The following is a 22,839-nucleotide window of genomic DNA, read 5'->3' on the forward strand; positions in this document are numbered from 1 at the left end:
GATGGTAAAACCCTTAATTGCTATTACTGTAGGTGACCCTTGCGGCATTGGGCCTGAGATTACTGCTAAAGCCCTGGCCATACCAGAGATTTATAATCTATGCCGGCCTCTGGCTATAGCCGATGCCGGCCTGATGGGCGAAGCTATCAAGATCGCGGGAGTTAACCTGTCCGTTCGAGCCGTGACCAGTCCTGGTGAAGGCCGGTATGAGTATGGCACCATCGATGTCCTGGACATGCAAAATGTTGACCTGAACCAGTTGCAGTACGGCAAAGTAACCCGCATGGGGGGTGAAGCCAGTTTCCAGTATATAACCCGAGCCATTGAACTCGCCCTGGCCGGGGAAGTTGATGCCGTCACCACCGGTCCCATTAATAAAGAAGCTATCAACCTTGCCGGACATCATTACTCCGGGCATACGGAGATCTTCGCCGACCTGACGAAAACGCAGGACTACTGCATGATGCTCGTTGACAAGAATTTTCGGGTTTCCCATGTGACTACCCATGTGGCTTTCAGTCAGGTACCATCACTGATAAAAAAGGAGCGGGTACTTACAGTAATCAAATTGACTAACGATGCTCTTTTAAAAATGGGAATTTCAATGCCGAGAATTGCGGTCGCTGGACTCAACCCCCATGCCGGCGAGGATGGTCTCTTCGGCCGCGAGGAAATCGAGGAAATCGGTCCGGCTATCACCGCCGCCAGGGAGCAGGGAATCCAGGTAGATGGCCCGGTACCTCCAGATACCATTTTTGTTAAACTCCAGGGTGGCCAGTATGATGCTGTAGTAGCTATGTACCATGATCAGGGCCATATTCCAACCAAATTAATCGGCTTTAAATATGACAATGCCACCGGCAAGTGGGGATCGGTTGCCGGGATAAACATCACTTTAGGATTACCAATAATACGGACCTCAGTTGATCATGGTACCGCTTTTGGTAAAGCTGGAAAGGGGACAGCCAACCCCGAAAGTATGGTGGATGCCTTGAAAATGGGGGCAATAATGACGCGAACCTAAGTATTGTAATAGGATTTAAATGCCAAACCTGGAAAGGGGTGTAGGTAGGAAGAGTTTAGCGGTGTTTGGTAAAGAATTAAATAGAGAAAGGAGAGTATTTTCATGGGAGGCATTTCCGGAATTCAGATAATTATTGGTCTGATTGTTGGTATCTTTGTGCTTGTATATTTAATACTGAGGACCAAAATTCATGCTTTTCCTGCTCTTATCATTGCGGCTTCCGTAATCGGGTTAATTGGTGGTATGTCACCATCTACAGGTGATATTAACCTTGCTAAATCAATCACTACTGGCTTTGGTAATACTTTAGCAAGTATCGGTCTCGTAATTGGTTTTGGCGTAATGATGGGACGATTGCTGGAGGTATCCGGGGCTGCCGAACGTATGGCTTATACTTTCTTAAAGTATCTAGGACGTGGAAAAGAAGAATGGGCGCTGGCCGCAACGGGATATGTCATTTCTATTCCTATTTTCTGCGATTCGGGTTTTGTTATTTTAACACCCCTGGTTAAAGCGTTATCACGTAGAACCAAAAAATCCGTACTTGCTCTTGGTGTCGCTCTGGCAGCCGGTCTAGTGGCTACCCATAGTGCAGTACCACCAACACCGGGACCTCTGGCAGTAGCAGGCATTTTTAAAGTTGATGTAGGTATGGTAATTATTTCCGGGCTTATATTTACCATACCAATAACTATAGCTGGGGTTTTGTACGGCAAATGGTTGGGTAAAAAAATATATCAATTACCCAGTGAAGATGGTCAGAGCTGGATACGACCACCTTACCAATCTTCTCAGATTGCCGAAGAAGCATTGCCTGAAAATGGCAACCTGCCTTCCGCTTTTATATCCTTTGCCCCTGTTGTTATTCCTTTAATTTTAATCTTTGTCAATACGTTGCTGACAGCTATGAAAATAAACCAACTATGGGCGCGCTACCTAGTTTTCCTGGGTAATCCGGTAATAGCGGTTGGTATTGGTCTTATTATTGCTATTTATGGTCTGGCTCCGAAACTTTCTCGGTCTGAAGTACTAAAAAAGATGGAAGAAGGGGTTTCTTCAGCTGGTATAATTATCTTAATTACAGGTGCTGGTGGCGCATTAGGCCAGGTGTTAAGGGACAGTGGTGTCGGTAATTATGTAGCTCAACTTATTGCTTCTAGCCCTCTGCCTCCATTTTTGTTACCCTTTTTTGTTGCTACTTTTGTACGATTAGTCCAGGGAAGCGGTACAGTAGCCATGATTACCTCTGCTTCCATTACTGCACCAATTTTGGCCAATCTTTCCGTTAATCCAATCATTGCTGTTCAAGCAGCCAATTTAGGTTCATTGATATATTCTTATTTCAATGACAGTTTTTTCTGGGTAGTCAATAGATTTTTAGGTGTCGATGACATTAAGGAACAAACACTGACGTGGTCGGTTCCGACTACAATTGCTTGGGGCGTTTCTTTGATTATGTTATACATTGCCAACGCCATTTTAAGCTAATCCAATAAAGGAGTGAGCATATGTTCGAAATGAGCCCACAGGAAAAGGTTTTACGAGCTATAAAAAAGAAAGAGTCCTATAGAGTCCCACCCGATTGATGTGGGCAGTGCTATAATTTGAACTATAACATTAAATGACGATAATGCATGAAAAATACATTGCATTTTAAAACGAAACCAGCATCCTAGAGATGTCATTTCAAATTGCGGTGTTGGTGAAGAAGTATATTAAAGTGGTATGTAAATAGTATTAGGAATATTGTTAGAGGGCCGAGAGGAGAAGGATTAAGTGAGTTGCCGACTCAGTCTACCTTACGGAACCCACAAACTTACCTTTCACATTCCCGAAGAAAAAATAAAGGCAGTTCTATCACCGGTAGCTATGAAAGAAATACCTTCTACGGAAGTAGAGATCCAGAGGGCGTTAGAAAATCCTATCGGATGCCAGTCTTTGGGTACAATGGTATCACCAACCAGCCGAGTACTCCTCCTGTGCGACGACAATACCCGCCCGACTCCAGCCAATATCATTGTCCCGGCTATACTTCGGGAGTTAGAGAGCGGGGGTGTACGCAAGGAGAATATTAAGATCCTCATGGCTTTGGGTACCCACCGACCTATGACCCTGGAAGAATTGCAACAAAAATTAGGTGCCGAAGTATTAGCGCAGGTAGAAGTAATAAACCATGACTTCCGCAACCCGATGGCTCTCCATGATTTCGGCCTTACGGCTAACGGTACGCCGGTAAAGGTTAACCGCGTGGTTCTTGAAGCAGATGTTGTTATTGGCATCGGCAGTATCGTTCCCCATCACATCCCCGGTTACAGCGGCGGGGCAAAAATCGTCCAGCCCGGGATTTGTGGTGAAGATACTACAGCGGCCACCCATTTGCTGAGTGTGCGGACCCGGCGAAATATGCTGGGCATTGTGGAAAATAAAGTGCGAGAAGAAATGGAAGCCATCGCCGACAGGGCGGGAGTAAAATATATCTTTAATACTGTCCTGGATCCTCAGGGCCGTGTAGTGAAAGCTTTCTTCGGCGATATCCGCCAGGCCTTCCGAGCCGGGGTGGAGATCAGCCGGCAGGTTTACGGTATCCCGGCGCCGGGGCGCACGCCCATTGTCCTGGCCAGTTCCCATCCTTGCGACATTGAATTCTGGCAGGCCCATAAGACATTATATCCGTGTGACATGCTGGTAGAAGAGGGAGGGACAATTATTATCGTCACCCCCTGCCCGGAAGGAGTGGCCGTCACCCACCCGGAGATGCTGGAGTTCGCCGGCCAAAAACCGGAGGACATCGATGCCCAAATTGAAGAAGGGCGTATTAAAGATAAGGTTGCCGGCGCCCTGGCTCTGGCCTGGGCTAAGGTGCGCCAGCATGCCGAGGTTTGCCTGGTTTCAGATGGTATAAACGCCGAAGTGGCGGCAAAACTCGGATTTAAGCATGCTGATACAATAGAAGAAGCCCTGGAAATGACCTGGGCACGCTTGGGGAAAGAAGCTAGAGTAACAGTTTTAACCCACGGTGCTGATACGTTACCTTTATTACCCGAAGATAACTTAGAGTAGCACATAAAATCAGAGCAAAGGCTGGAATTTTTTCCAGCCTTTAAATGTCTAATAACTGATACTTTAAATAGAGCCAGTGGTTATAGGAAGAAGTTAGTACAGCTTGATGTCACCTGGCCTGGAGATGGGGGGCGTACAAAATAGGAGCTAATAAGCTTTAACGGTAGGCTGGACAGGCTTTTAGAGCTCTGTTAAAATAAGGATACAGTGATTAGCGGTTGGGAGAGATGGGAATAATGGGGGATAAGATTGATGCTTTGTACGAACTAGTAACCCAGATTGCTGGGGAACTAAAGCAAACCCGCCAGGAGCTCAGCGACCAAATCGGCAGTGTCCGGCAGGAACTCACGGATCAAGTAGGCAGCGTCCGGCAGGAGCTTACGAATCAAGTCGGCGGCGTCAGGCAGGAATTAGCGAAGCAAATTAGAGACGTCCGACAAGAGCTTAACGACCAAATCGCAAGCGTCCATCAGGAATTAACGGATCAAATCGGCGGTGTCAGGCAGGAATTCACGGAACAAATAGGTGGAGTCAGGCAGGAGCTCACGGAGCAAGTCAACAGCGTCAGGCAAGAACTCGCCGACCAAATAGGCGGCGTTCGCCAGGAGCTCAGCGACCAAATCGGCAGTGTCCGGCAGGAACTCACGGATCAAATCGGCAGTGTTAGGCAGGAACTCACCGACCGAATCGGCAACGCCAGGCAAGAGTTCACAAATCAAATCAGCAGCTTCAGGCAGGAACTTCACACCGAGATTTCCAGTACCAGGCAGGAGCTTACTGAAAGGCTTGATCGGGTGGAGAAGCGGCTGAATGCAACCTTTGAGCAGGTAGGTATGCTGACGGAATTTCGGATCGAAGTTATGAAAAAGCTAAATGAAATCAGCGAAAATCAAAAATCAATATTTGAAATGTTGGGCGAACATGAAGTTAAAATTCGTAATTTATACCGGGAAAGAGCGGTTTAGAGGCCTCCCATTTCCCGGAAGTATCTGCAAGGAGGGTTTGGTATGCGCTGGTTAGGTCATTCAAGCTTTTACCTGGAAACCCCGGCGGGGGTGCGGCTGGTGACCGACCCTTACGGCCCGCAGGTTTCGCCGGCAGCGCCGGTGGTCACGGCTGATGTGGTGACCGTATCCCATGAGCATTTCGACCACAATTACCTGAATAATATCAAGGGCAACCCGGAAGTCTGGCGGGGTTTGACGCCCGAGGGAGACTGGGCGAAAGTTAACGTGACCTTTAAAGATGTCCATGCCTATACGGTGCCTGTATACCACGACGATGCCGGCGGCGCCAAACGGGGCAAAAACGCCATTTTCGTCCTGGAAGTGGGGGATTTACGCCTGGCCCACCTGGGTGACCTGGGGCATGTTCTTAATGATGAACAGGTGCATAAGATTGGCCGGGTGGACGTATTGATGATCCCTGTGGGCGGGTACTTTACCATCGATGCCGCTCAGGCCTGGCAGGTGGTGGAGGTATTGAAACCGCGGGTAGTCCTGCCCATGCATTACCTGGTCCCTGGCATGCAGGGTTTTCCCATTGCCGGGGTTGACGAATTTACGGCCGGCCGGGCCAATGTACGCCGCTTCGGGGAGGGGAAAATCGACCTGCGGGCCGAGAGTTTGCCGCAGGAAACGGAAGTCTGGGTCCTGGCGGCCAGCCAGCCGCGGGTCTAACCTGATAGAGGATATGACTCCAGATCCCCACCGTTGGATTTGTTATTTCCCAAACGGTGGGGATTTATATATACCATATTGATCTTTACGGGGAAAATGTTAGAATGAACGCAATGACAGACAAGGGGGAGGCGATTATATGGAACAATTACGTACGACAGTTAGGATGCCGGCAGAGCTGCTCAAAGCTATTGAAGCAGTACGGGACTCAGAAGAGTTTCCGACCTTAAGCGATTTTGTGCGCAGGGCAGTTGAGAAATATGTGGGAACCGGCCACGTCTTACGAGGACCGCTTTATGGCGTAGTCGTTTCCGATGGACCCTTCAACTACCTTTCGACGATAGTTATCGTACCACTTTCTACCGGCGCTAAACCTGCTACCTTCCGGCCGGAAATATCTTTTCACGGTAAGGTAACCAGGGCTCTGCCGGACCAGCTCCGGGCTGTGGATAAACATCGGCTTAGAGAATACCAGGGCAGTGTGGCAGGCACTTCCTTTTTTTATGCCCTGCAAGAGGCGCTTAGGGAGCTGCTTGCCTTATGAAGAAAGAAGGAGCTCGGCGCGGCTTAGCTGCCAAAAGTGGAACTTCCATAGAGAATGGCTCTTCCTACCTCACCGTGGCCCGGGAAGCCATAGCCGAACTTAAAATTGAGCGGTCCCTCTTCATCGGTCATGCCTGTGAAGTAGATAGTGATGCGGCAGCCAGGGATTTTATTGCCAGGATCCAGGCGGAGCACCGCCAGGCGACCCATAATTGTTTTGCCTACCGGCTGGGGATAGGGAAGAAAGAAATAACCTATTACAGCGATGCCGGCGAGCCCGGCGGCACGGCCGGGCGGCCGATTTTAGGGGCCATTACCGGCCTGGGCCTGACCAACGTGGCGGTAGTGGTGACACGTTATTTTGGCGGCAAAAAGCTGGGGGTGCGGGGACTGATTGAGGCTTACGGCCAGGCGGCCCGCCGTGTCCTGGAAGAGGCGGGGAGCATTCGGCGGGTCGTAACCCGTGAGTTGGAATTAACCTGCAGTTATGCCGAGCTGGACCGGTTGCTCTACCAGGTTCGCAGCCGCGGCGGGAAAGTAATAAAAACGGAATACGGCAGCGAAGTCCGGTTAAAGGTTGCCGTCCCCCTGCCCGCATGGGAAGAAATGAAGGAAAGCCATAGGCCCTCTCCTTAAACCATGCCCTTGCAAGTTTAAAGCCTTTCTTTGCCAAACTATAATTAAATCCTGGCAGGGAAGGATTGAGGCGCATGGTCTGGTCGCCCAGGTTGAAACGGCAGGGGTGGAGGAAAGGGAGACAGGTGCTAAAAGAACGGTTACGTTATGCTGCCCGGGTAGCGAAAACCCGCCTCGGGGAATTATCCGGCCATATTAAAGAACGGGTTGCCCCTCGGGCAGTGTCTGTCCTGTCCTGGCTCCGTTCAGCCTGGCAGGCCACCAGGGGCGAAATGGAGCGCGCCTGGCAGAACCTCAAGCCGCTGCGCCTGCCGGCAGGATGGCAGATCCGGGTCCTCCTGGCTGTAGTTATTGTTAGCATTCTCATTCCCGGGGTGAACTTTTACCTTCACCGCCCGGTCCCACCGCCGGCGGCTAAACCTATGACCGCCGGATTCCGGGCTGACGATATCAACCTCCTCGCCCGCCTGGTGGCTGCCGAGGCCCAGGATGAACCCTATCCCGGCCAGGTAGCCGTAGTAGCCGTAGTTCTGAACCGCCTGCGCGACCCGGCCTTTCCCAAATCCGTCCCGGGAATTATCTTTGAGCCCTGGGCCTTTGAGAGCGTTGCCAACGGTCGTTACTGGCAGGTGGCGGTACTGGCCCGGGATTACGCCGCTACCAACGACGCTTTAAACGGCTGGGACCCCAGCCAGGGTGCCCTGTATTTCTTTAACCCGGCCAAGGCCACCAGCGCCTGGATCTGGACCCGGCCCCAGATAATGCAAATAGGCAACCATATTTTTACCCGTTGACAAAGTTTAAAAGCGCCCTGCCGGCCAGCGGGCCTGGCATGACCTTATCTTTACTCACACTGTGCCCGTAAACTCCGCCAGAGGAGATAGAGGGCGCTCTGGGTCGACTGCCATTTGATATTTTCGCGCTGGCCCATAAAAAGCTCCCGCCGCACCTCGACTTGACCCCGGAAATCAATCCCCAGGTATACCAGCCCCACCGGTTTTTCCTCACTGCCACCCCCGGGACCGGCGATGCCTGTAATACCGATACCTATATCCGTTCCCACGGCTTGACGTACGCCCCGGGCCATGGCGGCAGCCACCTCCGGGCTGACAGCCCCGCGGGCGGCCAGCACTTCCGGTTCCACCCCCAGGAACTTCACCTTGGCCTCGTTGCTGTATGTTACCATGCCGCCCAGGAAATAATCGGAACTGCCGGGGATGTTGGTCACCCGGTGGGCCAGCAGGCCGCCGGTGCAGGATTCGGCCACAGCCAGGGTTAAGTGCCTGGCCGCCAGGATAGCGCCGGTAACACTTTCCAGGGTGTCATCATCAGTCCCAAAGATGTAATCCCCCAGGCGTTCTCTGATGGTGATCTCCAACGGTGCAGTTAGTGACCGGGCTGCCTCCTGGCTTTTAGCCCGTGCCGTCAGGCGTAAGGTTACCTCGCCGGGTTTGGCCAGGGGCGCCAGGGTAGGGTTGTCGCTGTGCAATAAATCCTTTACAGCCTCTTCAACACCCGATTCGCCTATGCCGGCGATTTTTAACACCCGGGAAAAGATGATCTCCCGCCGGGCGCCGTAGGGTTCCAGCCGGGGCAGGAGCTGGTTCACTAGCATGGGTTCAAACTCCCGCGGCGGTCCCGGCAGCAGGGCATAGACCTTACCTTCGTGTTCCAGGAACACACCGGCCGCCGTGCCGTGGGGGTTGTCCATGGCCCTGGCTCCGGCCGGCAGCAGGGCCTGTTTCAGGTTGTTGGGCGTCATGGGGCGCCGGCGGGCAGCAAAATAACGGGTGACATTTTCCCGGGCCGCCGGGTCTTCCACCAGGGGCAGGCCCAGGGCTGCGGCCAGGGCCTCCCGGGAGAGATCGTCCTCCGTCGGCCCCAGGCCGCCGCTGACGATGATCAGGTCGGCCCGCCGGCGGGCGTTATCGATGGCTTCGCGGATGCGTACCAGGTTATCGCCGACCACCACCTGGCGGTAAAGGCTGATCCCGGCGGCAGCCAGTTCCCGGCCCAAAAAGGCGGCGTTGGTATTGACGATTTGCCCCAGGAGCATCTCGGTGCCGGTAAAGATCGCTTCAGCTTGCAAGTTGAAACACCCTCTTAGGATAAATCTTACGGCGCTGGGCTTGCTAGCGCGGGGTGCGCCGCACCATAATTAAAAAGCGCCCGGTGGCGCTTAAGAAGCAGTCTCGGCAGCGGTTGTGGTAGGTGCATGTTCGCCGTGGGCGGATTCCCCCAGGCCGTTAACGGCAGTCACCAGGAATCCCAGGATCAGCCAGCCGGCAAGAAAAAGGATAACCTTCCATCTCTTCATGCTTTCACCTGACCTTTCGCCACCGGGAGGGCCCGGATTTGATTTTTAATTAGTACGAGGATTTCCACCCCTCCCCCCAACAGTATACCAGAGGCTATTAGCGGTTGCAATGGCAGGAAGGGCGCTATATAATGCTAATTGAGCAAAAGCTTTGGCATAAGAGTTTCACAGCCGTCGCTTGCCAGCCATGCCAATTTCTTAGGATTTTCTCAGGTTGTCTTAATTTTAATTTCAACTTCCTATTTTATAATACCCCTCAAAGAAAAAGATTGGAGGTATGAAGTATGTGGCGACGAGATGGACGAGCAAGGATTTCCGCGCTGCTGGTCTTATTAATTTTCCTGGCCGGGGTAGCGGCTACGGCGGGTTTCTATCATATCACCGGCGCCACAGCCGGGCCCCAACAGGCGTACCAGAATGCTGTTAGCACAGCCCAGCCGGCCTCGGCCAGCATCCCGGCGGGACTGGGACCGGAGACCATTGCCGATATCGTTGACAAAACCGGCCCGGCGGTAGTGCGTATCGACACGGTGACGGAAACCCAGGGCAGCAGCCCCTTCAATGACCCCTTCTTCCGGCAGTTTTTCGGCGACCAGTTTAATACCGGCCCTCAGGTCCAGCGAGCCCTGGGTTCGGGCTTTATTATCTCCAGCGACGGTTATATCCTGACCAACCAGCACGTCGTCGAGGGCGCCAGGCAGGTCAAGGTAACTATCGTCGGTTTTGACAAACCCCTGAATGCCCAGGTGATCGGCGCCGACAGTTCTCTGGACCTGGCGGTTTTGAAGGTCGATGCGGGTAAACCCCTGCCTTACCTGGCCTTGGGGGATACCAACAAGGTACGGGTTGGGGACTGGGCCATCGCCATCGGCAATCCTGACGGACTGGACCATACCGTCACCGTCGGTGTAATTAGCGCCAAGGGACGGCCCATAGACGTCCAGAACCGCCATTATGAAAACCTGCTGCAGACGGACGCCGCTATTAACCCCGGCAACAGCGGCGGTCCCCTCCTGAACCTTAAAGGCGAAGTAATCGGCATCAATACCGCCGTTAACGCCGACGCCCAGGGAATCGGCTTCGCCATTCCCAGCAGCACGGTCCAGCCGGTCCTCAAGGACCTCATGACCAAGGGCAAGATTAGCCGGCCCTGGCTGGGGGTGGCCCTGCAACAGGTAACCCCGGACGTGGCCGACATCCTGGGCCTCCAGGGCCAGGAAGGTGCCGTGGTAGTCCAGGTGGTGAGCGGTAGCCCGGCCGCCAAAGCGGGCCTCCAAAAATATGACGTGATCCTGCAGGTTGATGGCCAGGCAGTAAAGGACGCCAGTGACCTGGTGAATAAGATCCAGAGTATGAAGATTGGCCAGCAGGTACAGCTCCAGGTCTTCCGCCGCGGTCAGACCTTAAATATCAGCGTAGTCCTGGGGGAAAAGCCGGCCCAGTAGGGATTTAATGGACACCCAGTAAAAGTTCCGGGAGGATGCCCTTCCGGAATTTTTTTATTGGCGGTTAAAGGTTCGTGGCCGAATATCTGGAGCCGCCTCCAGCCTTAATCCCGCCGCCACCGGGGAAGGAACATACGCAAGAGGTCCGGGGCCGGTAGCTTGAAGGGGAAAGGCTTTCGAGCCGGTGCGGGCATCTCCAGGGGTGAGGGCCGGTAGGTCGGCCGGGGGACGGCTTTAGATTCCTCCTCCCGGGCCAGGACGCTATGGCGACGGCCGTAGGCGAAATAAACCACCAGTCCCAGGGTTACCCAGACGCCGAAACGAATCCAGGTTAGACCTGGCAGGTTGAAGAAAAGGTAAACGGCAAATGCTATGGCCAGGAGGGGCGTCCAGGGCATCAGGGGCACTTTGAAGGGCCGTTTCAGGTCCGGCTGGGTGCGCCTCAGGACCATGACGCCCACGGAAACCACAAAAAAGGCAGACAAGGTACCTACATTGGCCAGCTCGGCAATGATATCCACCGGCAGGAAGCCGCCGATGAGGGTGATAAAGGCGCCGACGATTAATGTTGTCAGCCAGGGGGTATGGAAGCGAGGGTGGACCCTGGTAAAGAGAGGGGGCAGCAGGCCGTCGCGGCCCATGGCCATAAAGACCCGGCTCTGGGCAAAGATGTTTACCAGCAGGACGCTTGTCAAACCGGCCAGGGCGCCGGTGCCCACAATAAGGGAAGCTCCACGGACGCCGGCAGCCAGCAGGCCGGTGGTCACCGGGGAAGGGGTGTTCAAGTTGGTGTAGGGCGTCAAACCAGTCAGAACAATGGTAACGGCCACATATAATATAGTGGCGAGGGCCAGGGAGCCGATGATTCCCAGGGGTAATTCCCGTGCCGGGTCGCGCACCTCCTCGGCGGCAGTAGCCACGGCATCGAAGCCGATGTAGGCGAAAAAGATAATAGCCGCCCCGTGGACGACACCGGTGACGCCGAAGGGGAGGAAGGGGTGCCAGTAGGCCGGGTTTACCCGCGGGGCGCCTAAGGCCAGGAAGGCCAGGATCACCAGGATTTTTACCCCGACGATAATCTTATTAGTCCGGGCACTGGTGGTGGTGCCGACAATGGCCACTCCGGTCATAACGACGGTGATCAAGATAGCCGGCAGGTTAACCAGGCCGCCGCTTAAGGGAGAATTGACCAGGGCCCGGGGCAGAAAGACCCCCACAGACGCCAGCATATCGGTGATGTAACCGCTCCAGCCTACAGCCACGGCCCCCGAGGCCACCAGGTATTCCAGTACCAGGTTCCAGCCCACGAGCCAGGCGATAATCTCGCCCAGGGAAGCGTAAGCATAGGTATAGGCGCTGCCGGTCACCGGGATCATGGCGGCCATTTCAGCGTAAACGAGGGCCGCCAGGCCTGCCGCCAGGCCGGAGAGGATAAAGGAGAAAACCAGGGCCGGGCCGGCGTAGTTGGCGGCAGCCACTCCCGTCAGGACAAAAATCCCGGAGCCGATAATTGCCCCTACACCCAGGGCGACTAGTTCCGGCGTGCCAATGCTCCGCTTGAGCTTTTGATTGTCTCCAGCTTCCTGCATCAGGTCAGCTATTTTTTTGGTTCGCCAGATGCCCATTTTTTCCCTCCTCCCGGATAACTGTAGTCTTATTATGTACCTGGCGGCGGTACCTATGCGGGCAGGATTTTCCGGGAAGCCTTTTATTGTTAAAGGTGCAACCTGCCCATCATCCTGGTCAGGGGCGGTACCCTCTGTAAGGGTTAATTTTTCATGATTACAGCAGGAGAAAGGGTGAGGCTGTCGAAATAAAGGGCGAGGCGGTGGAACGTTTTGCCCAAGAGGATAGTGGGGATGGCAGTCTTAAGCCTCGCCATCCTGGCTTTCTTTTTTTATCCCCGGCTCGTCCCGGAGCCGGCGGCGATTGCGACGGATGCTACTTTCAAACAGGTGGTCCTGGACCCACCGCCCCTGGAAGCAGACGGGCAGGTACTCGTTTCGGCGGGGGATTTTCTACCCCTGGCCGGCGGCAGCGCCGACTGGTATAATGGCCAGGGCGTCCTCAGGGGGGCGGGGAGCGCCAGAGTTGTTGCCGGCAGCCCGGTGGCTACCCTCAACGGCGAGCCCCGGCAGCTCAAAGTACCCCCCCGCCTGGTGGGCGATAAACTCTACATCCCCCTCCAGCTGGCCCTGGCAGTGCTGGGGACTTCGAGTAGCCAGGGGGGATCTGACCTGCCCCTGCCGCCCCTCCGGGGCAGCACAGGGGTCCGTTTTCGTTACTACCCCGTCTACGACCTCCAGGCCCGTTACGACCCGGCCAGCGGCGAGATTCAGGGAGAACTGCTCCTGGCTTACCAGAATCCTTTCCTCACTCCTTTGCGGCAGCTCAATTTCAACCTCCCGGCCAATGCTCCCTTCGGTAATGGCGCCAGCCTGGCGGTCACCAGGGCGGTCGTAAACAACCGGCCGGTGGCGGTACACTTCAAGGGCAGCCGGTTGGAGGTGCCCCTACCACGGGCCCTGGCCCCTAGGGAGACCCTTTCCGTGGTCCTTTCCTTTAAGACTATAGTACCGCCGGGGGATATGCGCCTGGGCCGGGATGGGAACCTGAGCACGGTATCCGGCTGGTACCCTATCCTGGCTCCCCCCACGGAGGATACCTGGGCCGGGGTGGCCGGTACGGCCTATGGCGACCCTTACTTCGCCGGCGCAGCCTATTACCTGGTGCGGCTCACCCTGCCATCCGGCTATCAGGTCCTGGCCAGTTCCCGGCTGACGGGACGCCAGGAAAGGGGAGAATGGACAGACTGGTCTTTTAATAGCGACCAGCCGGTACGGGAGTTTGCCTTTACAGCGGCCCCGGACTGGCAATTCACCACCCGCCAGGCGGGCAGGGTGCAACTGGTAGTTGCGTCCCGGGGGGAGATGGCGCCGGCGGTCCTGGATGTCGCCGCCCGCGCTCTGGAGTTTTTCCAGAAGCTCTATGGACCTTATCCTTACAGCTACCTGCATATAGCCTTTGTCCCCCTGGACAACCTGGCCGGCATGGAATACCCTGGCCTGTTGCTCCTGAGCAACCGCAAACCATATAACCCTGCCGTAGTCGTTCACGAGGTCGCCCACCAGTGGTGGTACAATCTGGTGGGTAACGACACCCGGCAGGCGGCCTGGATTGACGAGGGCTTGGCCGAGTACAGCACCCTCCTGTTTTACCGGCACTTCGATCCCGGCCTTTATCAGGCCAAACTGGCCGAGATTACCCAACTCGCTGCCCGCACCGGTGCGCCCATCAACCTCCCCCTGGAGGAATACGGTAGCGAACAGGACTACCGCCAGGCTGTCTACAACCGGGGGGCGATGTTCTGGCTGGAACTGGAAAGGATGGCCGGTGAAGAACAATTAAAGGAGGCCCTGGCCTATGTCCAGCGCTATTACCGTTACGAGATTATCCCGCCCAGGGCCCTGCTGACAATTATTACGTATTATGGCAAGCTAGATTCCAACAATTTCAGTCCATTTTTACGGAACAAATAACCCCGGCCGGCGTCTAATAATATGGAAGCACGAAGAGGGGCGACCGGAATGAGCCAGGTAGTTAAATATGTGGCGGAGTGCTGGTCCTGGGGAAACCGGGTGTTCAGGCAACCCTGGCGGCCGGATTGGCCGGTAATTATCCTGCGCCTGGAGCAATTTGCAACCCTGGTGGGGCTGGTGGCAGTTATTATGACCGCCGGCGGTGACAGCCTGGTCCGGTCTGCCGGGAAGCCGGGGGTTCATTTCCCGGCCGCGCCAACACCACCCGGCCAGTACCTGGAGGCGGTAAAACAGCCGGTAATGACCATTTCTCCGGTTGTCCCGGCGGTGGCAAAAGGGGAAACGGCTTTCACCCCGGGTGACCAGCCTGGGGGGTGGGGGAGCAGCCCGCCGGGTGCAGCCCCGCCCCGGCAGGACCTCCAGCCCTTACGCCAGGTAGCTGGTGCCGGCCACCGGGTGGCCATTACCTTTGACGATGGGCCCTCGCCAGGCTGGACGGATCGTTACTTGAAGGTCCTGGCGGCCATGGGGACCAGGGCCACCTTTTTCATGGTCGGCAGCCAGGCGGTAGCCCACCCGGATCTGGTCAAGGCCGTTCTGGCCGGCAATAACGAGGTGGCCAGCCACTCCTGGCGTCATGCCAACCTGAGCATGGTTTCCCGGGAAGCGGCTCGGGAGGACTTAAGCCAGACCGCCAGCGCCCTGGCCGCCATTACGGGCCAGAAGGTCAAGTATTTCCGGCCTCCCTATGGCGCTATGGGGCCTAACCTCCTGGCTGCGGCCGGGGACGTGGGTGAGAAGACCGTCACCTGGAGCGTCGATCCCCGGGACTGGTCCAATCCCGGCCCCCAGGCGATCATCCAGCGGGTTATGGCCAATGTCCGCGACGGCAGCATTATCCTTCTCCATGAGGCCCACCCCGGTACCCTGGTCGCCCTGCCGATACTCATTAAAGAACTCCGTGACCGGGGCTATGAAATAGTGACCGTATCGGAACTTATTGCCGCCGGTAAAATCCCCTAAGACCCGGCGTCTCTACCGGCCCTCATGCGGCTCCCCGTAGTGAACCCCCGCACCTTGCCCCAACCTTCATTTACATTGTTCGCTGGTTGGGGCGTCGGCCCCCTGGGGGCCCCTCCTGCAAATAGCCTTACCGCCCGCCGGCAATTTCTCTCCTGGTATATCTTGCATATTCTTCCTCTCCTGCGGTATAATAAGGGCGAAAAAAGGAAAAATTCCCCGAAAGGGCAAACCTGCTGAAAGGCAGGGGCGCAAAACTAGAGGGTCTACAGCCTTCACGGGCCATGACAGCCAGTTACCACGGGTGGAACGGGGCTACCCAGGGGGTAGCCTTTTAAATTTTGTCCAGGCAGGAGGAGGGTTCTTATGAGGTTTAAACTATTTAAAAAAAAGGGACTGCAGGTAGAAGGGCCGGACCCCCGGGCTCAAAAGAAGGCCCGGGCCGGAGGGAAGACGGGCGGTTTCTTCAGCCGCTTGAGCCTGGGGGTCAGGCTGGCGACCGGGTTCTGCCTGGTCATCGCCATTTTTGTCGCGGTGGTCATTTACGTCAATTTTAACCTCTTGCAGGTAGCCGCCCTTACCAACAGGGTAACTATCATGTACAACCAGGGCATGCTCTATAACGAGATGACCAGTTCCATCTGGGACGCTTACCGGCGGGCTACCGATTACATAATCAATGGTTCCCAGACCCACGCCTTGGGCTTTGACGACGCCATGAAGCGCTTTGATACCGCCCGCGCCCAGCTAGAAGGGCAACAACTCGACAGCCAGACGGCCGGCTACCTGACGGCCATGGCGCAGGCTGCCAAGAGTTTTACTGACACCTTCAAAAACAGCATCTTGAACACCAGCCAGAGTGACCGCATGGCGGCCCTGCCCATCCTGAGCTTCCAGATGGGGGCCTCCCTGGATAACATCAATAACATCGGTACCCATATGAACAAGGGTATAAGCGAAGAAACCGCCGCGGCGGAAGAACAACTGGCTGCCGCCGTCCGGAACGCCCGGGCCACCCTGCTCTCTGGATTAATCCTGTCCCTGCTCCTGGGCCTGGCGATCGCCTGGTTTATCAACCGCATGGTGGGCCGTTCCCTGGGCCAGGTGGCGGCCTATGCCGCCCGGGTGGCCGAGGGGGACCTCACGGCCGAACCCCTTCATATCACCAGTAAAGACGAGGTCGGCAAGCTGGCTGCGGCCTTCAATACCATGGGCGAAAACCTGCGCCAGCTCATCAGCCGCGTGCGCGACATGACCGGCCAGGTGGCTTCCGCCAGCCAGGACCTGGTCCGGATGTCCCAGGAAGTAGGAGATGCCGTCCGCCAGGTAGCCGCCACCGTTCAGGAAATGGCCAAAGGGGCCGAAGACCAGGCCCAGCAGGTCAGCGAGACGGCGACAGCCACCGACGGCCAGGCGGCCAAGGTAGAGGAGGTCCACCGCGACACCGAGGATATGGCTGCTGCTTCCGATCAGGTGGCGGCCAGGGCCGCCGAAGGGGCCAGAGCCGTGGCCGAGGCCACGGATCAGATGGCGGCCATATCCCAGCGTATGGAGCGCATGGCCCGCGCCGTCGAGGAACTGGGCAACCGTTCCCAGCAAATCGGCCAGATTGTCGGCGTCATCTCCGGCATCGCCGAGCAGACCAACCTCCTGGCCCTCAACGCCGCCATTGAGGCGGCCCGGGCCGGCGAGCAAGGACGGGGTTTCGCCGTGGTCGCCGAAGAGGTACGTAAACTGGCCGAGCAATCAGCCGGGGCTACCAAGCAGATCGTGGAGCTGGTCCAGGAGATCTAGCGGGAGACTGAACAAGTGGTCGCCAGTATGGCCGAGGGTTCCCGGGACGTCCAGCAGGGTACCGAGGTGGTGGCCCGCACCGGCAAAGCCTTCAGCGCCATCGACCAGGCCATCCATACCCTGGTAGGCAAGATTAAAAACGTGGCCGAAAAGGCGGAAGACATGTACGCCGGTTCCCGCCAGGTCAAGGAACGAGTAGAGAGCATTGCCGCCGGCATCGAAGAAGCCGCCGCCAGCACCCAGCAGGTTTCGGCCTCCACGGAAGAGCAATCAGCGGCCGTGGATCAGATCAGCCAGGCGGCCCGGCAACTGGCAGCCGCCGCCAGTAACCTGGAGGAGGCTGTGGCCAGGTTTAAACTTTAGCCCGGGAGAAGGAAGCGTTAATATGGCGCGTACGCCCCTGGAGCGAGTCGTTTGCCCTGTAGCCTGGGAGAGTGAAACCTCCTGGCGTTTACCATGGGGTACGCGTTCCCGGCGCCACCGATAGGATGGGCACGGAAGTCCCGCCGGGGCCGAACCCGCTGCGGAGGCGGGCCGCCGGCCCCGGCTTCATCAACATTTAAGCCCGGGCCTGGAAGGTTTCGCACTCAGTGGAGCGGTCGTTGACGGCGCTGGAGGTATTCGGCGTCCCCTGGACGGCGATGGTAATCTTTTGAGCTTCGCAGTCGCCGTCCTGCCAGTAGATGCAGTTGGCCACCCGGCAATTCACTTTAGGCATTTCTTATCCCTTCCTGCATGGCAGGGCTGGTTCCCTGCAGGAGCGGTTTATCCAGGGGCGCCTGCCGGCAACCTGCCCATCAGGTTAGATTAGTTTTTTCGTCTTTTAGCTTGAACTTCCGGGAGGAAAATTATGCCTGCCACGGAGGAATCCGGCCCCGGGCGCAGAATCTCCTGTTAGAAAGGTGGAATGCATATGGCAACCGATACGGCTCCGGAAATCCAGCTGGTGGTCTTCCAGCTGGCCGGCGAGACCTACGGCGTCGATATCAACCACGTGCAAGAGATCATCCGCATGCAGAGTATCACCGCGATCCCGAGGACTCCGGCCTTTGTGGAAGGGGTTATCAACCTGCGCGGCCGGATTATCCCCATCCTCGACATGCATAAGCGTTTTCACCTGCCGGCCGCCGAGACTACGAACAATACCCGCATCATGGTCGTCGAGCTGGGTCAGGTAACAGTAGGCATGATCGTCGACTCGGTTTCCGAGGTCCTGCGCCTCCCGACTACGAGCATCGAACCGCCGCCGCCCATGATCAGCGGTATCGATGTCGCCTATTTAAAGGGCGTTGGCAAGTGGAACGACAGGCTGATTATCCTCCTGGATCTGGATCGGGTGTTGCAGGAGAGCGAGCAACGTGAACTGCAGCGAGAAGTAGCTGCCGGGGTGGAGACCAGATGAGCGACCTGGATATGTCCCAGTACCTGGGCATCTTCCTGGATGAGGCCGAGGAACAGCTCCAGCAACTGGACGAGGCCGTTGTCCAGCTGGAGCAGACACCGGACGATCAGGAACTGTTAAATACCATCTTCCGGGCGGCCCATACCCTGAAGGGCTCCTCGGCCTCCATGGGTTTTAATCGCCTGGCTACCCTTACCCACCGCATGGAAAGCGTCCTGGATAGCTTGCGCCAGGGGAAGCTCGCCGTTTCCCGGGAGATTATCGACATCCTCCTGGCCAGTGTTGATACATTGCGGGCTTTAAAGGACAGCATCGCCGCCGGCAAGGGTGAAGAAGGCGACGTGAACGAGGTAGTTGCTCGCCTGGAAGCCGTCCTGGCCGGCCCGGCCGCCCCGGTGGCAAACAAAGCTGTTGCTAATGCAGAATTGACCCTTGACGACATTGAGCAGAACGTCATCCGGGCAGCGGAAGTGAAGGGCTTTCGCGCCTACGAGATCCGGGTGCAGCTGGAAGCCGGCTGCCAGATGAAATCGGCCCGGGCCTACCTGGTTTTTAACAACCTGAAGGAGCTGGGGGAAATCATCAAGAGCGTGCCCCATACCCAGGATCTGGAGGCGGAGAAGTTTGACGACACCTTCACCCTGGCCTTTGTCAGCCGGGAGGACGCTGATACCCTGGCCAACGTGGTCAAGTCGGTGTCGGAGATCAAAGACGTCCTGGTGCGGCCCATTGTCCTGGAGGAGGACCAGCCTGCGGCGGCAAGGGCAGGGACGGCCCCCGGCAAGCCTGGGGTGGAAGCTGCCGGCGGGAAGAATGGTACAACTGCTCCTGCAGGCGAGCATCACGTCAACCAGACGGTGCGGGTGGATGTCCAGCGCCTGGAGAACCTCATGAACCTGGTGGGAGAACTGGTCATCGACCGCACTCGCCTGACCGAGGTGGGCAACGGTCTCAAGAACCGCCTGGGCAACGAGGAGCTCCTGGAGACATTAGAGGAGGTCTCTTTGCACATCGGTCGCATTACTTCCGACCTCCAGGAGGAGATCATGAAGGCGCGCATGTTCCCCATCGACCAGGTCTTCAACCGCTTCCCCCGCATGGTCCGGGATCTGGCCCGCAAGGCCGGCAAGGAGATCGATTTTATCATCGAAGGCCGGGAAACGGAACTGGACCGCACGGTCATCGAGGAGATCGGCGATCCCCTTATCCACCTCTTACGTAACGCCATCGACCACGGTATCGAAGAACCGGAGGTCCGGCTTCGCCAGGGTAAACCCCGCCATGGCACGGTACGCCTGAAGGCTTTTCACCAGGAGAACCAGATCGTCATTACCGTGGAAGACGACGGTGCCGGTATGGATGCAGAGAAGATCAAGGCTAAAGCCATCGCCAGGGGTCTTATCAGCCCCGAGTCGGCGGCGCGGCTGAGCCGGCGGGAGGCCCTGGACCTCATTTTCCTGCCGGGTCTCTCGACCTCCGATAAAGTGACTGACGTCTCCGGCCGGGGTGTGGGTATGGATATCGTTCGCAACCATATTGAAAAGATCAACGGCACCATCGACATCCGCACCACCCCCGGTAAAGGAACTTGCTTTACCATCAAGCTGCCCCTTACCCTGGCCATCAACCGTTCCCTCCTGGTTCACGTGGATGGCCGGGTCTATGCCTTCCCCCTGGCCAACGTGGTCGAGATCATCGATGTTACTCCCGACAGCATTCAGCACGTCCATCGTCAGCAGGTGGTCGTGGTCCGCGGCCGGGTGCTGCCCCTCATCTACCTCGGCCAGGCCCTGGGGCTGGGAACACCGATCCCGGCGGCGGATACTTATGCCGTCGTCATCGTCGGTCTGGCCGAGAAACAGGTCGGCTTTATCGTCGATGACCTCATCGGCGAACAGGAGATCGTTATTAAATCCCTGGGGAACTTTATAGGTAAGATACCGGGGATCGCCGGCGCCACCATCATGGGCGATGGCAGCGTAGCCCTTATTCTCGACGTGCGCAGCCTGATGAACTTCGTGGGGGAGGAGGCGGACCGTGAACTGGCCAGTTAGGGTCCTGGTCGTTGACGATTCCGCCTTCAGCCGCCGGCTGGTAACAGATATCTTGCAGGCCGACCCAGACATTCAGGTGGTGGGTTATGCCCGCAACGGCAGGGAAGCCCTGGAGAAGGTCGCCTCCCTGCAGCCCCGGGTCGTGACCCTGGACCAGGAAATGCCGGTCATGGACGGGCTGACGACGCTGACGGCCCTCATGGCCGGGAACCCCGTGGCGGTTATTATGCTATCGTCCCATACGGCGGCCGGGGCGGCGGTGACCATCAAAGCACTTGAACTGGGCGCCGTCGATTTTATCCCCAAGCCGGCACCGGGCGATAGCCTGGACGATTTTACCAGGCAGCTGACGGAAAAGGTTAAAGCCGCCGCCAGGGTGCCGGTGACACGCCTCTGCCGGGGAAAAAACTGCCGGGAAAACACCCCGGCACCTTTTATTTCTCCCCGGCCCGGCCGGGAAGAAGCGGTGGCTGCAGTTACCGGGTCGGCTGCGGCTACCGCGGCGATTGGTAGCCGCCTTTCGCCTGGTCGGAGTCCCGGCGGGAAAGAGGGGGTTGCCGGCGCCGTATCCGCCGGGAGCACCCGGGGGGAGGCCATACGTCCCGGTAAAGGGACGCCTGCGGCCATAAAAGGCGCTGTCGCTGCCGGTGCCGGCCGGCTGCCCGGCCGGCGTCCCGGCATCGAAGTGGTGGCTATCGGTACCTCGACGGGAGGACCGGCGGCCCTGCGTCAGGTACTGACCGCCCTGCCAGGCAACCTGCCAGCCGGCATCGTGATTGTCCAGCATATGCCGGCCGGCTTCACCGGTCCCCTGGCGCGGCGCCTGGATGAACTGGCGGCCCTGGAGGTACGGGAGGCGGCGGCCGGCGACATACTCCGCCCCGGCCTGGCCCTCCTGGCCCCGGCCGGCCGGCAGATGCTCCTGGAGCGGCACGGCGACGCCGTGCAGGTGCACCTGGCCGCCGAGGCCGGGATCACCACCCTTTTTAAACCCTCGGTGGACGCCCTCTTCCTAACCGTGGCCAGGGAGTACGGTCCCCGCAGCCTGGGCGTCATCCTGACGGGCATGGGCAACGACGGCCTGCGGGGCCTCAGGGCCATCAAAGAACAGGGCGGCACAGTGATCGCCCAGGACGAGGCCACCAGCGTTGTCTACGGCATGCCCCGGGCGGCGGTGGAGGCCGGCCTGGCCGACCTGGTCCTGCCCCTGGAAGACATCGCCCCGGCCATCGTAGCCCTGGTGACCGGAGCAGGTTAACCTTTATGTGCCTGACAGCCCCCACGGCACCGCCACCCCTCCTCGCTGGTGGTGGGCCGCGTGTAGGTAGCAATTTACCTTTTCAGGTGTGCTTTATTTTACTATGGTCCATAAAACGGAGTGGGAACAGTGATGGTACGGAGATGACGGCCGGGGTTCAGTTAAGTCATGTTTAACTGAGATGAAAGTCGTATTACCGCCAATTACCTTATCACGCCCGGGTAAAGTTCTGCCCGGGCTTACCGATATATAGATGTGACCTAGAAAATGACAACAGGGGTGCAGGGGTTTGAAGATTACAGGCGAGGGACCGGTATCCTGGAACCGGGTGCGGGCAGCTTACCAGCAAGCCGCGATGGTCAAAGGCAACGACCGGCCGGATAAGGCCCGCCGGGAGGAAGATTACGTCCAGCTATCACCCGACAGCAAGTTTATAAACGATTTAAAAACACGCCTGGCGGGTGAAGAGGATATTCGCTCCACCAGGGTAGAGGCCATCCGTGCTCGCCTGGCGGCAGGCACCTATAACGTCCCGGCGGTAGACGTGGCCGACGCTATCTTGAAGGAGATGGGCTGGTGAGGGAACTGGCCGATGTTCTACGGGACGAGCTGGCGGTGCTGCAGGAACTCCTGACCGTAGGCCGGCAGGAACAGGAAGCCCTGGTGACCGACGAGCTGGCCGGCATCCAGGCGGCCACCGGCCGTAAAGAGGAACTCGCCCGCCGTTTGGCCGCCCTGGAAGAGGAGCGGCAGCAGGTGATGGAGGCAACCCCGGAGACAAGCGTAGCAGGCGCCCCGGTCTCCCGGGAAAGGGGTCGTGATGACGACGAGATAAATCGTCTCCGCGATTCCTTGCGGCAGGCGGTGCGGGAGTTCCAGGAAGTCAACGAAACCAACCGCCTCCTGGCGCGCCAATCCCTGGCCTACGTGCAGAAGATGCTCTCCCTGTTGCTACCGGAAGGCGTGAGTACGGGAATAATGGACCGGCTGGTATAGTAGGTTGGTCAGGGTTACGTGAGTTTTACGGCATGGCCGCTGGTGGTGACCTGAGATTACCGTGGCCTGGGT

General features: G+C 57.4%; 22 protein-coding genes and 1 riboswitch. Of the genes, 18 read left to right on the forward strand and 4 right to left on the reverse strand.

Annotated features, from left to right (window positions below):
- The first annotated feature begins 1 nt into the window (after nt 1).
- The 8 genes from pdxA to MOTHE_RS03280 all read left to right on the forward strand — a co-directional run bounded on the left by pdxA (nt 2) and on the right by MOTHE_RS03280 (nt 7,736).
- Nucleotides 2-1,024 carry a 4-hydroxythreonine-4-phosphate dehydrogenase PdxA gene (gene pdxA / locus MOTHE_RS03245; RefSeq protein WP_011392248.1) on the forward strand — a complete coding sequence of 341 codons (1,023 nt, stop codon included), beginning with the start codon at nt 2-4 and terminating at the stop codon, nt 1,022-1,024.
- 102 nt (nt 1,025-1,126) lie between these two features.
- Nucleotides 1,127-2,512 carry a GntP family permease gene (locus MOTHE_RS03250; RefSeq protein WP_011392249.1) on the forward strand — a complete coding sequence of 462 codons (1,386 nt, stop codon included), beginning with the start codon at nt 1,127-1,129 and terminating at the stop codon, nt 2,510-2,512.
- A gap of 288 nt (nt 2,513-2,800) precedes the next feature.
- Nucleotides 2,801-4,084: a lactate racemase domain-containing protein gene (locus tag MOTHE_RS03255; RefSeq protein WP_053094668.1), complete on the forward strand. Its 1,284-nt coding sequence runs from the start codon at nt 2,801-2,803 to the stop codon at nt 4,082-4,084.
- A 236-nt stretch (nt 4,085-4,320) separates the two neighbouring features.
- Nucleotides 4,321-5,049, forward strand: coding sequence for a hypothetical protein (locus MOTHE_RS03260; RefSeq protein WP_011392251.1), 729 nt, complete (start codon nt 4,321-4,323; stop codon nt 5,047-5,049).
- 42 nt (nt 5,050-5,091) lie between these two features.
- Complete coding sequence (locus MOTHE_RS03265; RefSeq protein ID WP_011392252.1) at nt 5,092-5,763, forward strand: MBL fold metallo-hydrolase; 672 nt, start codon at nt 5,092-5,094, stop codon at nt 5,761-5,763.
- A gap of 139 nt (nt 5,764-5,902) precedes the next feature.
- Nucleotides 5,903-6,307 (forward strand): YlcI/YnfO family protein, encoded by a 405-nt coding sequence (locus MOTHE_RS03270; RefSeq protein WP_011392253.1) that lies wholly within the window; start codon nt 5,903-5,905, stop codon nt 6,305-6,307.
- Nucleotides 6,304-6,942 carry an IMPACT family protein gene (locus MOTHE_RS03275; RefSeq protein ID WP_053094669.1) on the forward strand — a complete coding sequence of 213 codons (639 nt, stop codon included), beginning with the start codon at nt 6,304-6,306 and terminating at the stop codon, nt 6,940-6,942. The genes MOTHE_RS03270 and MOTHE_RS03275 overlap by 4 nt, the downstream gene beginning before the upstream one ends.
- Before the next feature lie 125 nt (nt 6,943-7,067).
- Nucleotides 7,068-7,736 carry a cell wall hydrolase gene (locus MOTHE_RS03280; RefSeq protein WP_236683278.1) on the forward strand — a complete coding sequence of 223 codons (669 nt, stop codon included), beginning with the start codon at nt 7,068-7,070 and terminating at the stop codon, nt 7,734-7,736.
- Nucleotides 7,737-7,786: 50 nt separating this feature from the next.
- On the opposite strand, the gene MOTHE_RS03285 is transcribed toward MOTHE_RS03280, so the two are convergent.
- Nucleotides 7,787-9,031 carry a competence/damage-inducible protein A gene (locus MOTHE_RS03285; protein ID WP_053094670.1) on the reverse strand — a complete coding sequence of 415 codons (1,245 nt, stop codon included), beginning with the start codon at nt 9,029-9,031 and terminating at the stop codon, nt 7,787-7,789.
- 90 nt (nt 9,032-9,121) lie between these two features.
- Nucleotides 9,122-9,259: a hypothetical protein gene (locus MOTHE_RS13240; protein WP_155767720.1), complete on the reverse strand. Its 138-nt coding sequence runs from the start codon at nt 9,257-9,259 to the stop codon at nt 9,122-9,124.
- Between the two features lie 284 nt (nt 9,260-9,543).
- On the opposite strand from MOTHE_RS13240, the gene MOTHE_RS03290 reads away from it, so the two are divergent.
- Nucleotides 9,544-10,704, forward strand: a complete 1,161-nt coding sequence (locus tag MOTHE_RS03290) for a trypsin-like peptidase domain-containing protein (protein ID WP_011392257.1) — start codon at nt 9,544-9,546, stop codon at nt 10,702-10,704.
- Nucleotides 10,705-10,808: 104 nt separating this feature from the next.
- On the opposite strand, the gene MOTHE_RS03295 is transcribed toward MOTHE_RS03290, so the two are convergent.
- Nucleotides 10,809-12,329 (reverse strand): amino acid permease, encoded by a 1,521-nt coding sequence (locus MOTHE_RS03295; RefSeq protein ID WP_011392258.1) that lies wholly within the window; start codon nt 12,327-12,329, stop codon nt 10,809-10,811.
- A gap of 234 nt (nt 12,330-12,563) precedes the next feature.
- On the opposite strand from MOTHE_RS03295, the gene MOTHE_RS03300 reads away from it, so the two are divergent.
- The 4 genes from MOTHE_RS03300 (at nt 12,564) to MOTHE_RS13435 (ending at nt 17,420) form a co-directional block, all read left to right on the forward strand.
- Entirely contained in the window at nt 12,564-14,243 is a 1,680-nt protein-coding gene (locus MOTHE_RS03300; protein WP_011392259.1) for a M1 family aminopeptidase, read from the forward strand.
- Between the two features lie 48 nt (nt 14,244-14,291).
- A complete protein-coding gene (locus MOTHE_RS03305; RefSeq protein WP_011392260.1) occupies nt 14,292-15,266 on the forward strand; it encodes a polysaccharide deacetylase family protein in 975 nt (324 codons plus the stop codon).
- 213 nt (nt 15,267-15,479) lie between these two features.
- Nucleotides 15,480-15,566, forward strand: a riboswitch (cyclic di-GMP riboswitch).
- Between the two features lie 63 nt (nt 15,567-15,629).
- Nucleotides 15,630-17,057: a methyl-accepting chemotaxis protein gene (locus MOTHE_RS14075; RefSeq protein ID WP_053094671.1), complete on the forward strand. Its 1,428-nt coding sequence runs from the start codon at nt 15,630-15,632 to the stop codon at nt 17,055-17,057.
- A gap of 15 nt (nt 17,058-17,072) precedes the next feature.
- On the forward strand, nt 17,073-17,420 hold the full coding sequence (locus MOTHE_RS13435; RefSeq protein WP_053094672.1) for a DUF5798 family protein: 348 nt from the start codon (nt 17,073-17,075) through the stop codon (nt 17,418-17,420).
- Nucleotides 17,421-17,616: 196 nt separating this feature from the next.
- Here MOTHE_RS13435 and MOTHE_RS12735 read toward each other — a convergent pair whose 3' ends face one another.
- The gene (locus MOTHE_RS12735) at nt 17,617-17,775 is read right to left on the reverse strand and encodes a DUF1540 domain-containing protein (RefSeq protein ID WP_080996768.1); all 159 of its coding nucleotides are present in this window, start codon (nt 17,773-17,775) and stop codon (nt 17,617-17,619) included.
- 195 nt (nt 17,776-17,970) lie between these two features.
- Between MOTHE_RS12735 and MOTHE_RS03320 the strand changes: the two genes are divergently transcribed.
- The 5 genes from MOTHE_RS03320 to MOTHE_RS03340 all read left to right on the forward strand — a co-directional run bounded on the left by MOTHE_RS03320 (nt 17,971) and on the right by MOTHE_RS03340 (nt 22,767).
- Nucleotides 17,971-18,459: a chemotaxis protein CheW gene (locus tag MOTHE_RS03320; RefSeq protein ID WP_011392262.1), complete on the forward strand. Its 489-nt coding sequence runs from the start codon at nt 17,971-17,973 to the stop codon at nt 18,457-18,459.
- Nucleotides 18,456-20,513 carry a chemotaxis protein CheA gene (locus MOTHE_RS03325; protein WP_011392263.1) on the forward strand — a complete coding sequence of 686 codons (2,058 nt, stop codon included), beginning with the start codon at nt 18,456-18,458 and terminating at the stop codon, nt 20,511-20,513. The genes MOTHE_RS03320 and MOTHE_RS03325 overlap by 4 nt, the downstream gene beginning before the upstream one ends.
- Nucleotides 20,497-21,771, forward strand: coding sequence for a protein-glutamate methylesterase/protein-glutamine glutaminase (locus tag MOTHE_RS03330; protein WP_011392264.1), 1,275 nt, complete (start codon nt 20,497-20,499; stop codon nt 21,769-21,771). Before MOTHE_RS03325 ends, MOTHE_RS03330 begins: the two co-directional genes overlap by 17 nt.
- Nucleotides 21,772-22,060: 289 nt before the next feature.
- On the forward strand, nt 22,061-22,351 hold the full coding sequence (gene flgM, locus MOTHE_RS03335) for a flagellar biosynthesis anti-sigma factor FlgM (RefSeq protein WP_011392265.1): 291 nt from the start codon (nt 22,061-22,063) through the stop codon (nt 22,349-22,351).
- Nucleotides 22,348-22,767, forward strand: coding sequence for a flagellar protein FlgN (locus tag MOTHE_RS03340; RefSeq protein ID WP_011392266.1), 420 nt, complete (start codon nt 22,348-22,350; stop codon nt 22,765-22,767). Before flgM ends, MOTHE_RS03340 begins: the two co-directional genes overlap by 4 nt.
- Nucleotides 22,768-22,839: the final 72 nt, after the last annotated feature.

The organism is Moorella thermoacetica (genome assembly GCF_001267405.1).
Taxonomy (GTDB): domain Bacteria; phylum Bacillota; class DSM-521; order Neomoorellales; family Neomoorellaceae; genus Neomoorella; species Neomoorella thermoacetica.